At 72.3% G+C, this 13,890-nt stretch carries 15 protein-coding genes; 4 read left to right on the top strand and 11 right to left on the bottom strand.

Annotation, left to right across the window (positions count from 1 at the left end):
* Positions 1-111: 111 nt before the first annotated feature.
* Positions 112-2,229, top strand: coding sequence for an MMPL family transporter (locus ACFVGW_RS05820; RefSeq protein ID WP_385850956.1), 2,118 nt, complete (start codon positions 112-114; stop codon positions 2,227-2,229).
* Between the two features lie 76 nt (positions 2,230-2,305).
* Here the strand turns inward: ACFVGW_RS05820 and ACFVGW_RS05825 are convergent, their stop codons facing one another.
* The gene (locus tag ACFVGW_RS05825; RefSeq protein WP_385850957.1) at positions 2,306-2,938 is read right to left on the bottom strand and encodes a fasciclin domain-containing protein; all 633 of its coding nucleotides are present in this window, start codon (positions 2,936-2,938) and stop codon (positions 2,306-2,308) included.
* Between the two features lie 220 nt (positions 2,939-3,158).
* On the opposite strand from ACFVGW_RS05825, the gene ACFVGW_RS05830 reads away from it, so the two are divergent.
* A complete protein-coding gene (locus ACFVGW_RS05830) occupies positions 3,159-3,743 on the top strand; it encodes a sigma-70 family RNA polymerase sigma factor (RefSeq protein WP_385850958.1) in 585 nt (194 codons plus the stop codon).
* On the top strand, positions 3,740-4,492 hold the full coding sequence (locus ACFVGW_RS05835) for an anti-sigma factor domain-containing protein (RefSeq protein ID WP_385850959.1): 753 nt from the start codon (positions 3,740-3,742) through the stop codon (positions 4,490-4,492). Before ACFVGW_RS05830 ends, ACFVGW_RS05835 begins: the two co-directional genes overlap by 4 nt.
* Positions 4,493-4,524: 32 nt before the next feature.
* Here ACFVGW_RS05835 and ACFVGW_RS05840 read toward each other — a convergent pair whose 3' ends face one another.
* The 10 genes from ACFVGW_RS05840 to ACFVGW_RS05885 all read right to left on the bottom strand — a co-directional run bounded on the left by ACFVGW_RS05840 (position 4,525) and on the right by ACFVGW_RS05885 (position 13,227).
* Entirely contained in the window at positions 4,525-5,439 is a 915-nt protein-coding gene (locus ACFVGW_RS05840; protein ID WP_385850960.1) for an amino acid ABC transporter permease, read from the bottom strand.
* Complete coding sequence (locus tag ACFVGW_RS05845; RefSeq protein ID WP_260225129.1) at positions 5,436-6,101, bottom strand: amino acid ABC transporter permease; 666 nt, start codon at positions 6,099-6,101, stop codon at positions 5,436-5,438. Before ACFVGW_RS05845 ends, ACFVGW_RS05840 begins: the two co-directional genes overlap by 4 nt.
* Positions 6,102-6,114: 13 nt before the next feature.
* Positions 6,115-6,957, bottom strand: a complete 843-nt coding sequence (locus ACFVGW_RS05850; RefSeq protein ID WP_385850961.1) for a glutamate ABC transporter substrate-binding protein — start codon at positions 6,955-6,957, stop codon at positions 6,115-6,117.
* Positions 6,958-6,996: 39 nt separating this feature from the next.
* Positions 6,997-7,737, bottom strand: a complete 741-nt coding sequence (locus ACFVGW_RS05855) for an amino acid ABC transporter ATP-binding protein (RefSeq protein WP_385850962.1) — start codon at positions 7,735-7,737, stop codon at positions 6,997-6,999.
* A 160-nt stretch (positions 7,738-7,897) separates the two neighbouring features.
* On the bottom strand, positions 7,898-9,049 hold the full coding sequence (pcaD, locus tag ACFVGW_RS05860) for a 3-oxoadipate enol-lactonase (RefSeq protein ID WP_385850963.1): 1,152 nt from the start codon (positions 9,047-9,049) through the stop codon (positions 7,898-7,900).
* Positions 9,046-10,419 (bottom strand): 3-carboxy-cis,cis-muconate cycloisomerase, encoded by a 1,374-nt coding sequence (gene pcaB / locus ACFVGW_RS05865; protein WP_385850964.1) that lies wholly within the window; start codon positions 10,417-10,419, stop codon positions 9,046-9,048. The genes pcaD and pcaB overlap by 4 nt, the downstream gene beginning before the upstream one ends.
* Complete coding sequence (gene pcaG / locus ACFVGW_RS05870; protein ID WP_385850965.1) at positions 10,416-10,988, bottom strand: protocatechuate 3,4-dioxygenase subunit alpha; 573 nt, start codon at positions 10,986-10,988, stop codon at positions 10,416-10,418. The genes pcaB and pcaG overlap by 4 nt, the downstream gene beginning before the upstream one ends.
* Before the next feature lie 6 nt (positions 10,989-10,994).
* Positions 10,995-11,765 carry a protocatechuate 3,4-dioxygenase subunit beta gene (gene pcaH / locus ACFVGW_RS05875; RefSeq protein WP_385850966.1) on the bottom strand — a complete coding sequence of 257 codons (771 nt, stop codon included), beginning with the start codon at positions 11,763-11,765 and terminating at the stop codon, positions 10,995-10,997.
* Between the two features lie 17 nt (positions 11,766-11,782).
* A complete protein-coding gene (locus tag ACFVGW_RS05880) occupies positions 11,783-12,478 on the bottom strand; it encodes a CoA transferase subunit B (RefSeq protein ID WP_385850967.1) in 696 nt (231 codons plus the stop codon).
* Complete coding sequence (locus tag ACFVGW_RS05885) at positions 12,475-13,227, bottom strand: CoA transferase subunit A (RefSeq protein ID WP_385850968.1); 753 nt, start codon at positions 13,225-13,227, stop codon at positions 12,475-12,477. The genes ACFVGW_RS05880 and ACFVGW_RS05885 overlap by 4 nt, the downstream gene beginning before the upstream one ends.
* Before the next feature lie 188 nt (positions 13,228-13,415).
* Here ACFVGW_RS05885 and ACFVGW_RS05890 point away from each other — a divergent pair, with 188 nt between their 5' ends.
* Positions 13,416-13,874, top strand: coding sequence for a MarR family winged helix-turn-helix transcriptional regulator (locus ACFVGW_RS05890; RefSeq protein ID WP_385850969.1), 459 nt, complete (start codon positions 13,416-13,418; stop codon positions 13,872-13,874).
* Positions 13,875-13,890: the final 16 nt, after the last annotated feature.

A 13,890-nucleotide genomic window follows, 5' to 3' on the forward strand; every position in this document is an offset into this window, starting at 1 on the left:
TCCGTCCCGCCGTCTCCACCATGGTTCAATCTCTCTCACTCATTGAGATACTTTGTCTTCGAGATATCTGCGTCCTGTGTGTCCCTGAGAGACCTCGTCCCTGGAGTCCGCATGTCCAGCCCCACACGATGGGCAGGCCGTCTGCTGCCCCTCGTCCTGCTCGTCGTCTGGCTCGCCGTCGGAGGCGGGCTCGGCCCGTACGCCGGCAAGCTCGGTGAGGTGGCCACCAACGATCAGGCCGCCTTCCTCCCCCGCAGCGCCGAGTCGACCCGGGTGATCGAGGCCCAGCGAGCCTTCCGCCAGCAGGAGACGCTCCCCGCGCTCGTCGTCTGGACGGCGCCCGGCGGTGGCTCGATCGGCGCGGAGCAGCGGTCCGCCGCCACCCGCGCGCTGGCCACGCTCGCCGGAGAGCCGGGGGTCGTCGGTACGCCGTCCCCGGCCCTGCCCTCCGAGGACGGGGAGGCGCTGCGCGGAGTCGTCCAGCTCCGCCCGGACCTGGGCGAGGAGTTGGCGCCCACGCTGCGGTCGATCGACCGGGCGGCGTCCTCGGTGCCGGGGACGACCGTCTGGCTCGCCGGCCCCGCCGCCACCCAGGCCGACCTGTCGGACGCCTTCGCCGGCATCGACGGACTGCTGCTCGCGGTCGCCCTGGTCACGGTGCTGCTCATCCTGCTGCTGGTGTACCGCAGCGTGCTGCTCCCTCTGGTCATCATCCTGGGTGCGGTGTTCTCGCTCGCCCTGGCCTGCGCCGTCGTGTACGTCCTCGCCGACCACGATGTCGTCCGCGTGGACGGTCAGGTGCAGGGCATCCTGTCGATCCTGGTCATCGGCGCCGCCACCGACTACGCGCTGCTCCTCGCCGCCCGGTACCGGGAGGAGCTCACCCGCCGCGACGGCGACCGGTACCCCGCCATGCGCGCCGCGCTGCGCCGGTCCGCCGGGCCGATCACGGCCAGCGCGGCCACCGTGGCGCTCGGCCTGCTCGCCCTGCTCTTCAGCGATCTGACGAACAACCGGGCGCTGGGGCCGGTGGGCGCCATCGGCATCGTCTGCGCCGTACTGAGCGCCCTGACCTTCCTGCCCGCCGTCCTCGTCCTGCTCGGCCGCGCCGCGTACTGGCCCGCCCGGCCGCGTCCGTCCGACTCCGGGAGCGGCGACTCCGCGACCGGCGGCCACGGCATCTGGCGACGGGTGGCCGCGCTCGTGGACCGTGCCCCGCGCAAGGTCTGGGCGGGGACGCTCGCCGGGCTCCTCGCCTGCGCCGCCTTCGCACCCACCCTGCAGTCCCAGGGGGTTCCGCTCGACGAGATCTTCGTCAACGACGCCCCCTCCGTCGCCGCGCAGGAGACCCTCGGCCGTCACTTCCCCGGCGGCGCGGGCAATCCGGCGATCGTGATCGCCGACGCCGCCGCGCTGGACGGCGTCACCTCGGCCGCCGAGGGCGTCGACGGCGTGGACTCGGTCACCGCGGTCACCGCCTCCGGCCGGCCGGGGGCCGGTGCGCCGCTCGTCGTCGACGGCCGGGTCCGGATCGACGTCACCCTGTCCGACGCCGCCGACAGCGAGGCCGCCAAGGAGGCCGTCGCCCGGCTCCGTACCGCCGTTCACGCGGTGCCGGGGGCGGACGCGCTCGTCGGCGGGTACACCGCGCAGCGGTACGACACCCAACGGACCGCCGAGCGCGACCGGATGCTCATCGTGCCGGTGGTGCTCGCGATCATCCTGGTCATCCTCGTCGGCCTGCTCCGTTCCCTGCTGATGCCCCTGCTGCTCGTCGCCACGGTGGCCCTGAACTTCGTCGCCACGCTCGGCGTCTCGGCGCTGGTGTTCCAGCACGTGTTCGGCTTCACCGGCACCGACTCCTCGGTCCCGCTCTACGGGTTCGTGTTCCTGGTCGCCCTCGGCGTGGACTACAACATCTTCCTGATGTCCCGGGTCCGGGAGGAGTCACTGCGGCACGGGGTCCGTGAGGGCGTGCTGCGTGGGCTGACCGCGACCGGTGGTGTCATCACCTCCGCCGGTGTCGTCCTGGCCGCCACCTTCGCGGCGCTGGGCGTCATTCCGCTGGCGTTCCTGGTGCAGATCGCCTTCATCGTCGCCTTCGGCGTCCTCCTGGACACCCTCGTCGTCCGCTCCCTGCTGGTGCCGGCCCTCGTGCGGGACCTCGGCCCCGTCGCCTGGTGGCCCGGCGCGCTCAGCCGCCGCCCGGACTCCGCCACCACCGGGTGAGGCCGTACCGCCGCCACCCGGCTCGGGGCGGGGTGGCGGCGGTTTCGGCGGGAACGGGGCGCGAGGAGGGCTCGGACTACTTCGGCATCAGCACCGTGTCGACGATGTAGACCGTGGCGTTGGCGGTGGGCACGTTGCCGCACACGACCTTCGAGGAGTCGTTGACCGTGTACTCCTCCCCCGAACCCGAGGTGGTGAGCGTGCTCTTCTGCAGGGTCGCGAACGAGCCGTTCTCCAGCTGCTGCGGCGTCAGCTTCTGGCCGACGACGTGGTACGTGAGGATGTTGGTGAGCTGCTCCTTGTCGGCGAGGACCTTGTCCAGGTCGGCCTTCGGGATCTTGGCGAAGGCGTCGTTCGTCGGCGCGAAGACCGTGATGTTCTCCGCGTTGTTCAGGGTGTCCACGAGGCCGGCCTGCTTGACGGCGGCGACCAGCGTGGACAGCTCCGGGTTGTTCGCGGCGGCCGTGGCGACCGGGTCCTCGGCCATCCCTTCGAAGGACCCGGCGCCCTCCTTCGGCACCGAGGCACAGGCGGGGCCGAAGGGCTTGTCGGCAGCCGTGCCGTCCGAGGCCGGCTGCGAGGTGGCGGCGTCCGGCGCTGCCGCGGCCTCGCTGTCCGACCCGCCGCCCGCGCAGGCGGAGAGGCCCAGCGGCAGCAGCACGGCAGCGGTGACGGCGACGGCGGCGCGGCGGTAGCTCTGGCTGTTCATGATCGCTCCTGAGTCGTCGGGTCCACCGGTCGGTGGCCCACGCCGGTTATTCGTCACGCGAGCGCCTCCGGATGGCTCCCTCACCCGAATGAGTCATGAGGAACGTTTGTCGCCCTCGGCGGCACGGGGCCGCGCCCGGACGCGTCCGGGACGCGACCCGTCCGGCGGGCCGACGGCTCCGAATGCTCCTCGTACCCGAGTGCTTCTGGAGGCCTTCCCGGTGAGAGAGAACGTGCAGATCGGCAGGGCGCCGTCCCCGGCTCCGGATCTACCCGAGGTGATGGCGCGCGTGGCCCACGGGGACCAGCAGGCGTTCGCGGCGGTCTTCGAGGCGGTCTCCGGGCCGGTCCTCGGCCTTGTCCGCAGGGTGGTGCGGGACCCCGCGCAGTCGGAGGAGGTCGCGCAGGAGGTGCTCGTCGAGGTCTGGCGAACGGCGGCCCGCTACGAGCCCTCCCGGGGGTCGGTGATGACCTGGGTCCTGACGCTCGCGCACCGCAGGGCGGTCGACCGGGTGCGCTCCGAGCAGGCGGCGAGCGACCGGGAGGCACGGGTGGCGCTGCTGGAACACACACCGGCGTACGACGAGGTGGTGGAACAGGTCGAGCTCCGGCTGGAGCGCGAACAGCTCCGGCGCTGTCTGCGCGGTCTGACGGAGCTGCAGCGCCAGTCGGTGACGCTGGCGTACTACCGCGGACTCACCTACCGGGAGGTCGCGGAACTGCTGACCCTGCCGCTGGGAACCGTCAAGACGCGGCTGCGCGACGGCCTCATCCGGCTCCGGGACTGCCTGGGGGTGGGCGCGTGAACGCGATGGATCCGCACACCCTGACCGGCGCCTATGCGCTCGACGCGCTGGACTCCGGGGAGCGCGAGGCCGTGGAGCGGCATCTGACGGGGTGCTCGTCGTGTGCCGAGGAGGTTCAGGAGTTCTCCGAGACGGTGACCAGGCTCGGTCTCGCCGTCGCGGTGACACCGACGGCGTCCCTGCGGACGGGGGTGATGGGCCGGATCGCGACCGTACGCCAGGAGCCGCCGCGGACGTCGGCGGAGCGCTCCCCGCTGGGGCGTCGCGGGCTGCGCCGGCTGTCCCACTGGGCCCTCGCGGCGTGCCTGGCGGGTGCCGCCGGGCTGGGGGGCGTCGCGGTCTGGCAGTACGGGCAGGCGGAGGAGGCGCGGCAGGAGGCCCGCCAGGCGCGCGGGGCGAACGACGCGGTCGCCGCGGTCCTGGCCGCACCGGACGCCCGGATCTCGGCCACCCGCGTCGAGGGGGGTGCCGTGGGTACGGTCGTCGTCTCCCGCTCGCTGGACCGGGCGGTGTTCGCGGCGTCCGGCATGTCGGCGCCGCCGAGCGGAAAGGTCTACCAGCTCTGGTACGACGACGCCGGCACCATGCGACCCGCGGGGCTGATGGACCCGCGCGCCACCACCGAGGCGACCCTGCTGGAGGGTCCCGTGAGCGGGGCGTCGGGCATGGGCATCACCGTGGAACCGGCGGGCGGCTCGCCCCACCCGACCTCGGCCCCGGTGGCCGTCCTCGCCTTCCCGCAGGACTGACCTCCCGGGGATCCAGGGGGCCCGCCGTGCCGTCACCTGGTCTCGTCGGTGGGGCCGACGTGTTCGCCCGGGGTGGCGAGTTCCTCCACCGCGCCCGCGCCGACGACCGCGCCCGTGGACTTCTTCGCGCGGCGCAGCCTGCGCTCCAGCCAGCCGGCGAAGGTGGTGAGCGCGAAGTTCAGGATCACGAAGATGACGGCGACGACGGTGAAGCTGGCGATCGTGTTGGCGCCGTAGTTCGCGCTCATCGGGCGCACGGACGCGAGCAGCTCGGAGAAGCCGAGCATGGCTCCGCCGAGCGCCGTGTCCTTGACGATGACGACGAGCTGGCTGACGAGCGCAGGGAGCATCGCGGTGACCGACTGGGGCAGCAGGACGTACGCCATGGTCTGGCCCTTGCGCATGCCGATCGCCTTCGCGGCGTCCGTCTGGCCGCCGGGCAGGGAGAGGATGCCGGCCCGGACCACCTCGGCGAGGACCGAGGCGTTGTAGAGGACGAGTCCGGTGACGACCGCGTAGAGCGGGCGGCTCTCCGGACTGATGTCGGTGAACTCGGAGTAGGCCGCGTTGGCGAAGAGCATCAGGATGAGCACGGGAATGGCACGGAAGAACTCCACCACCGTGCCGGCCGCGCCCCGCACCCAGCGGTGCTCGGAAAGCCGGCCGATGCCGAGAAGGGCTCCGACGGGCAGTGCGATGACCACGGCGAGCGCGGCGGCGACGAGGGTGTTCTTCAGGGCGGGCAGGAGGAACGTGGTCCACGTGCGGGAGTCCGTGAAGAAGGGGGACCACTTGTCCCATTCCAACTGCCCCTGGTCGACGAGGGTCACCACGACCCACCAGATCACCGCGCCCAGGCCGATCAGGAACAGCACGGTGTAGAGGACGTTGCGGCGCTTCGCGCGCTTCCCGGGGACGTCGAAGAGGACGGTGGGCTTGGCCTTCATCGCTTCACCGCCACCTTCTTGCTCACCCAGCCGAGCAACAGCCCCATGGGCAGCGTGAGGCAGATGAAGCCGACCGCGAAGATCACCGAGATGAGGATGAGCTGGGCCTCGTTCTCGATCATCTCCCGCATGAGCAGGGCGGCTTCGGCGACGCCGATGGCCGCGGCCACGGTGGTGTTCTTGGTGAGGGCGATCAGCACGTTCGCCAGGGGTCCGACGACCGAGCGGAAGGCCTGCGGGAGCACGATCAGGCGCAGCACCTGGGGGAAGTTGAGTCCGATCGCGCGGGCCGCCTCGACCTGACCGAGGGGCACGGTGTTGATGCCGGAGCGCACCGCCTCGCAGACGAAGGCGGACGTGTACGCGGTCAGTCCGAGGACGGCGAGCCGGAAGTTGATGGTGGTGAAGTCCTCCGCACCCATGTTGACCCCGAGCGTCTGGAACAGACCGAGCGAGGTGAAGACGATGATGACCGTCAAGGGAATGTTGCGGACGATGTTCACGTAGGCGGTGCCGAAGCCCCGCATCAGGGGGACGGGGCTGACGCGCATGGCGGCCAGCAACGTCCCCCAGATCAGGGAGCCGATCGCGGAGTAGACGGTGAGCTGCACCGTCACCCAGAAGGCTCCCAGCAGGTCGTACCCTTCGAGGAAGTCGAACACGTGGGCCTGCCGCTCACTTGACGACGACGCCGACCTCCGGCGCGGGCTCGTTCTGGTACTCCGCCGGTCCGAAGTTCTTCTTCACGGCTGCGTCCCAGGATCCGTCGGCGACCATCTTCTCGAGGGCGTCGTTGATCTGCGCCTTGAGCTCGCTGCCCTCCTGGACGCCGATTCCGTAGTTCTCGTTGCTCATCTCGAAGCCACCGAGCTTGAACTTGCCCTCGAACTCCGGCTGCGAGGCGTAGCCGGCGAGAATCGCGTCATCGGTGGTGACCGCGTCGATCACGCCGTTCTCCAGGCCGGTCAGGCACTCCGAGTACCCGCCGTACTCCTGGAGCTGCGCGTCGGGGGCGATCTTGTCCTTGACGTTCTGCGCGGACGTGGAACCGGTGACCGAGCAGAGCTTCTTGTTGTTCAGGTCCTCGGGCTTGGTGATGGAGTTGTCGTCGGCGCGGATCAGCACGTCCTGGTGGGCCAGGAGGTACGGACCGGCGAAGTCGACCTTCTCCTCCCGCTGGTCGTTGATCGAGTACGAGGCCGCGATGAAGTCGACGTCGCCGCGCTCCAGCATCGTCTCGCGGTCGGCGCTCTTGGCCTCCTTCCACTCGATGTCCCCGGGATCGCGGCCGAGCTGCTTGGCCACGTACGTCGCCACGTCGACGTCGAAGCCGGTGTACGTGCCGTCCGGCGTCTTCAGCCCGACGCCGGGCTGGTCGTACTTGATGCCGACGGTGATCTTCTCGTCGTCGCCGCTCGACCCGCTCCCGCTGTCGTCGCTGCAGGCGGCCAGGGAGAAGGAGAGGGCGAGGGCGGCGGCGGCCGCCACGACGGCTTTGGTGCGCTTGCGCGGATTCATGTGATCACCCCTGGGGCTGCTGGGCAGGGCGACCGCGGGTCAGTGGTGAAGGATCTTCGAGAGGAAGTCCTTGGCGCGGTCGCTGCTCGGATTGCTGAAGAACTGGTCGGGTGTGGTCTCCTCCACGATCCTGCCGTCCGCCATGAACACCACACGGTTGGCCGCGGAGCGTGCGAAGCCCATCTCGTGCGTGACGACGACCATGGTCATTCCGTCACGGGCGAGCTGCTGCATGACCTCCAGTACCTCGTTGATCATCTCGGGGTCGAGCGCGGAGGTCGGCTCGTCGAAGAGCATCACCTTCGGCTCCATCGCCAGCGCGCGGGCGATGGCGACGCGCTGCTGCTGGCCGCCGGAGAGCTGCGCGGGGTACTTGTCCGCCTGGGACGCGACCCCGACACGGTCGAGCAGCTCACGGGCCCGCTGCTCGGCGGCCTTCTTGTCCTTCTTACGGACCTTGATCTGGCCGAGGGTGACGTTCTCGAGCACGGTCTTGTGCGCGAAGAGGTTGAACGACTGGAACACCATGCCGACGTCGGCACGGAGCGCGGCGAGCTCACGGCCCTCGGCGGGCAGCGGCTTGCCGTCGATGACGATCTCGCCGGAGTCGATGGTCTCCAGGCGGTTGATGGCCCGGCAGAGGGTCGACTTCCCGCCGCCGGAGGGTCCGATGACCACGACGACCTCGCCACGGCCGACGGTCAGGTCGATGGACTGGAGCACATGGAGTTCGCCGAAGTGTTTGTTCACGTCCTTCAGCACGACGAGCGCGTCGGGCATGGCAGCCTCCTGGTTCGCCGCCCCCACCCTCCTCACGTTCATGCTCCGCCCTCGGCCGATGGACCGCACGCCGGGCGTACGCCGCACGGCCGACCCCCGCACGCGATGAAAACGATTGTCACATCGCCTGAAGGCCGGCAGCGGCGGTGCGCCGGGCCCCTCACCCCCCGGGCGGGGTCTCCTCCGCGAGGACGCGCTGGGCCACGGCGAAGGCCGCGTTGGCCGCCGGCACGCCGCAGTAGACCGCGGTCTGGAGCAGGACGGCCCCGATCTCCTCCGGCGAGAGCCCGTTGCCGCGGGCCGCGCGGACATGCATCGCCAGCTCGTCGAGATGGCCGCGGGCCACCAGCGCCGTCAGGGTCACCAGGCTCCGCTCGCGCCGCGAGAGCGTGGGGTCGGTCCAGATCTCGCCCCAGGCGTAGCGCGCGATGAAGTCCTGGAACGGTGCCGTGAACGCGGTCTGGCCCGCCTGCGCACGGTCCACGTGCGCGTCGCCGAGCACCTGGCGGCGGGCCTCCATGCCCCGCTTCGCGCCGCCGTCCGTGAGGTGGCCGCGCAGCGCGGCGAGTACGGCCTCGGGCCGTTCGGCCGGGGCCAGGTGGGAGGCGCCCGGGAGCTCGGTGAGCGTCGCGCCGGGGATCGCGTCCGCGATCTCCCGCAGATGTGCGGGCGGGGTCGCCGGGTCCTCCCGCCCGGCGACGAGGAGCGTGGGGGCGGTGATCGAGGAGAGCCGGTCCCGCAGGTCGAAGGCGGCGAGGGCGTCGCAGCAGGCGGCGTAGGCCTCGGGGTCCGCGCGGCGGTGGTCGTCGACGAGACGCGCAACGGTGAAGCCCGGGGTGAACCAGCGCGCGGGTGCTCTCTCCGCGAGTGCGGCCAGGCCCTCCCGACGGACGGTCGCCGCGCGGTCGGCCCAGTGCGCGGCGGGCCCGAAGTGCGCGGAGGAGCAGAGCACCGCGAGCCGCTCCACCCGCCGGGGGTGGTGGGCGGCGAGATGCAGACCCACCGCGCCGCCGAGGGAGACTCCGGCGTACGAGAAGCGGTCGGCGCCGAGCGCGTCGGCGAGGTCACGCACGAGACGGGCCAGGTCGGCGACGGTCGCTCCGGGGCCGATGAGCGAGGCGGGTGAGCCGCCGTGGCCGGGCAGGTCCCAGCGGACGATCCGGTGGGTGGCCGACAGTTCGGGCGCGACCGCGTCCCAGAGGGCGGTGGACGTGCCGAGCGAGGGCCCGAGGATCAGCACGGGCGCGCCGGGCGGCCCCTCGACACGGTGGTGCAGTCCCGCGTACGGCGACGGGGTGGCGGTGGTGGTCACGGTCGCTCCAGGGCGCGGTCGGTCAGGGCTCGGGCGGAGCCGGTGTAGCGGGTGGGGTCGGCGAGTTCGTCGAGGTCGAGGCCGGTCTCCGCCGTCTCGGGCAGTCCGGCGAGCAGTCCGGCGAGCAGTTCGGCGAGCAGTTCGGCGAGCGGGAGCCCCTCGGTGCGGGAGCGCCGGGCGAGTTCGGTGAGGAGCTCCTTCGCACGGTCGCGTCCGAGCAGGGGGGCGAGAGCGGCGGAGACCCGCTCGGAGACGATCAGCCCACCGGTGAGGTCGAGGTGGTGACGCATGACGTCGGCGTGGACCCGTAGCCCCGAGGCCAGTTCGGCGGCGTCGCGGGCCGCCCCGCCCACGAGCCGGAGCAGTTCGCGCAGCGGCTCCCACTCGGCGTGCCAGGCGCCCGCGGGCCGCTCGTCCTCGGCGGCCAGCGAGCCGTACAGCGCGGCGGCCAGGTGCGGGGCGCGCCGCGCGGCCGCGGCGACGAGCGTCGCGCGCACGGGGTTCGCCTTGTGCGGCATGGCGGAGGAGCCCCCGCCCGTCCCCTCTGTCACCTCCGCGATCTCGGTCCGGGAGAGGACGAGGACGTCGGCGGCGGTCTTCCCGAGGGCCCCGGCGGTGAAGGCCAGGGCTCCCGCCAGGTCGGCGACCGGGGTGCGCAGGGTGTGCCAGGGCAGCCCGGGCTCGGCGAGGCCGGTCTCCCGCGCGAAGGCGGCCACGAGCCGGCCGGCGCTTTCCGGCACGCCTTCGCCGTACGCGTCGAAGGCGGCCAGCGTCCCGGCGGCGCCTCCGAGTTGGGCGGGCAGCGAGGCCCGTACCGTGCGGAGGCGGTCGCGCGCGTCGAGGACGAGCGCCCGCCAGCCCGCGGCCTTGAGGCCGAAGGTGGTGGGCACGGCGTGCTGGGTGAGGGTGCGGCCCGGCATGGCCGTGTCCCGGTGCGCGGCGGCCAGCGTGCGCAGCGCCCGCTCCGTACGGCCCAGGTCGACCAGGATCAGGTCCAGCGTGCGGCGCGCGACCAGCATCGTCGCGGTGTCCATGATGTCCTGGCTGGTCGCTCCTCGGTGGACGTAGGGACGCCACCGCGCCGGGACCGCGGCGGCGAGGTCCGCGACGAGAGGGATCACGGGGTTGCCGCCGGACCGCGCGCGCAGGGCGATGTCGCGTGCGTCGAAGCGGGCGGTGTCCGCCGCCCCCGCCGTCACCGCCTCGGCGGCCTCGTGAGGTGCCTGCCCGGTGGCGGCCTGGGCGCGGGCGAGAGCCGCCTCCGCGTCGAGGAGCGCACGCAGGAACGCGGTGTCGCCGGTCGCGGCCTCGGCCGGTGAGCCCGCGCGCCCCGGCGCGAGGAGGCCCGCGTCGGTCGGTTCGGACGTCATACGAACTCCAGGAAGACCGTCTCGCCTTCGCCCTGGAGGCGGATGTCGAAGCGGTGGGCACGGGGCGCCGCCGCGGTCGCCTCGTCGAGCCTGGCGATCAGTGTGGCGCGGCGCTCGGGCGGGAGGGCGTCCAGCAGCGCGTCGGCGCCGTCCCGCAGGTACGCCCGGGTGAAGAGGTGGTGCAGCAGGCCGCGGGCGAAGACGCAGACGCTGACGTACGGCAGGCCCGCGTTGCCGGGCGGCAGCGTGGCGAGTGCGTAGTGGCCGTCGGCGTCCGTGGCGACACGGCCGAATCCGGTGAAGTCGGTTCCGTTGCGCCCGAGATGGCCGCCGGTGACGGGGTCGCGGCGCATCGAGCCGGGCGCACCGGTGAGGGAGCCGTCGGGCGCGGCCTGCCAGAAGTCCAGGAGCGCGTCGGGGACGGGGGCGCCCTCGCCGTCGTAGACGTGTCCGTGCAGGACGATCCGGTCGGGGTGGCCGTCGGGCGCCATCCGCTCCCCTTCGGGGAAGGGCAGGGCGTACCCGTAGAACGGGCCGACGGTGTGGGACGGGGTGGGGAGAGGAGTCATCGCGGGTCAGCGCCCTTCTTCGATCCAGGTGGCGGAGGGACCGTCGAGGACGATGTCCCAGGCGTAGCCGAGGGAGAACTCGGGCCGCGACAGCGCGTGGTCGTAGCGGGCGACGAGCCGTTCGCGGGCCGCGCGGTCGGTGACGGAGCGCAGGATCGGGTCGTGGGCGAAGAGCGGGTCGCCGGGGAAGTACATCTGCGTCACGAGCCGCTGGGTGAAGGCCGTACCGAAGACGGAGAAGTGGATGTGGGCGGGGCGCCAGGCGCCCGTGTGGTTGCGCCACGGGTAGGCGCCGGGCCTGACGGTGGTGAAGGTGTAGCGGCCCTCGTCGTCGGTGAGGGTCCGGCCGACGCCGGTGAAGTTCGGGTCGAGCGGCGCCGGGTGCTGGTCGCGCAGATGGGCGTACCGGCCGGAGGCGTTGGCCTGCCACACCTCGATGAGCTGTCCGCGTACGGGGCGGCCCGCCCGGTCGAGGAGGCGTCCGGAGACGGTGATCCGCTCGCCGAGGGGTTCGCCCCCGTGCCGGCGGGTGAGGTCGTTGTCGGTCTCGGCGATGTCGGTGGGGCCGAAGACGGGGCCGGAGAGTTCGACGGTCTCGGGGTCTCCGCCGTCCACGGCGACGAGCGGATGCCGGGGGTGGCGGAGCAGGGAGCTGCGGTACGGGGCGTAGGCGCGGGGCGGGTGGACGCGGGGCGCGGCGCCGGCGGCCAGCTCCTTGTCATAGGCGTTCTGGAGCTCGTCCATCTCGGTGTCGATGTCCGACTGGGTGAGGGCCATGGAGGTTCCCGGAGGTGTCAGCGGGCGGAGGTGTCGGCGGCGGGGGTGCCGGTGGGCGGGGCCTCCCCGGGCGGTACGTCGGCGACGCGGTGGACCGCGGCCGCCGTCCTGGCGAGGACGTCGGCGGGGTCGACGCCGGGTGCGGTCTCGATGAGGACGAGGCCGTCGTCGGTGACGTCGAGGACACCGAGGTCGGTGACGATCCGGTCCACGCAGCCGCGGCCGGTCAGCGGGAGGGTGCACTCCTCCACGATCTTCGGGGTGCCGTCCTTGGCGGTGTGGGTCATCACGACGATGACGGTCCGGGCGCCGTGGACGAGGTCCATCGCTCCGCCGATGCCCGTGACGAGCTTGCCCGGTACGGCCCAGTTGGCGAGGTCGCCGCGGGCGGAGACCTGCATGGCGCCGAGCACGGCGACGTCGATGTGGCCGCCACGGATCATCCCGAAGGAGAGCGCGGAGTCGAAGTAGGAGGCACCGGGCAGGACGGTGACGGTCTCCTTGCCCGCGTTGATGAGATCGGGGTCGACCTCGTCCTCGGTGGGGTACGGGCCGGTGCCGAGGATCCCGTTCTCCGACTCCAGGATCACCTCCACCCCCTCGGGGAGGTGGTTGGGGATCAGGGTCGGGAGTCCGATGCCCAGATTGACGTACTGGCCGTCCCGCAGCTCGCGCGCGGCGCGGGCGGCCATCTGCTCGCGGGTCCAGCTCATCGCGTGGTCCTCCTCTCTATGCGCTTCTCCCCGGCCTGTTCGGGGGTCAGGGCGACGACACGCCGGACGAAGACGCCGGGGAGGTGCACGGCGTCGGGGTCGAGCTCGCCCGGCTCGACCAGTTCCTCGACCTCGGCGATCGTGACCCTTCCGGCCATCGCGGCGAGGGGGTTGAAGTTCCGCGCCGACTTCCGGAAGACGAGGTTGCCGTGGCGGTCGCCGCGCGCGGCGCGGACGAGCGCGAAGTCGGTGCGGATGGCGCGCTCCAGCACGTACGGGACGCCGTCGAACTCCCGTACCTCCTTGGCCGGCGAGGTGAGAGCGACGCCGCCCTCACCGTCGTAGCGCCAGGGCAGGCCGCCGTCGGCGATCTGGGTGCCGACGCCCGCGGGGGTGTAGAAGGCGGGGATCCCGCAGCCGCCGGCCCGGAGCCGCTCGGCGAGAGTGCCCTGCGGGATCAGCTCCACCTCCAGCTCACCGGCGAGGTACTGACGGGCGAACTCCTTGTTGGCGCCGATGTACGAGCCCGTGACACGGGCGATGCGGCCCGCGGAGAGGAGGACGGCCAGGCCGGAGTCCATCGCCCCGCAGTTGTTGGAGACGATGCGCAGTCCGGTGGAGCCGCGCCGGTGGACGGCGTCGATGAGCACGGCGGGCACGCCGCTGAGGCCGAAGCCGCCGACGGCGAGCGAGACCCCGTCGCCCACGTCGGCCACCGCGTCGGCTGCGGTGGGGACGACCTTGTCCATACGGAGAGCCTCCGGAGTCGAGTCGAGAGATCGAGAGATCGAGGAAACGAGGAATGCAGGAATTAGTCAGTGCACTGAGCATCTGGAGCGATGCCGCCATGCTGGCATCGGGCCTCGTATGCGTCAATAGCCTTCGGGTGCGGGGGCGTATCGTTCAGTACACCGACGAACTCAACCGGAGGCAGACGATGGCCGCGGTCGATCTGACGACCCATCCCGGGCACCTGGCCCGACGGCTCCAGCAGGCGCACCACCTGCTGTGGACGATGATGGTCTCGGAGGAGATCACCTCCCCGCAGTTCGGCGTCCTCAACGCGCTGACCGCCGAGCCGGGGCTCGATCAGCGGACGGTGGGCGAGCGCGTGGGCCTGGACCGCTCCACGATCGCCGAGGTCGTCAGCCGGCTCACGCGCCGCGGTCTGCTCGACAAGGTGCGCGACACCGAGGACGGCCGCCGCTACCTGCTGCGCCTGACCGAGGACGGGCGCCGGACCCACCGTCGGCTGACGGTCCGCACGGCGCGGATGAACCAGGTCTTCCTGGCCCCCCTCTCGGCGGAGGAGCAGGCCCAGTTCATGAGCCTGATGCTGCGGGTGTCGGACGCGGCGGAACGCCTGCGGGACCCGTCGGAGGCCACGGACTCCTGACGGCTGTCAGGAAGGG

The sequence above is a fragment of the Streptomyces sp. NPDC127129 genome, from assembly GCF_042671585.1.
In the GTDB taxonomy this organism is placed as follows: domain Bacteria; phylum Actinomycetota; class Actinomycetes; order Streptomycetales; family Streptomycetaceae; genus Streptomyces.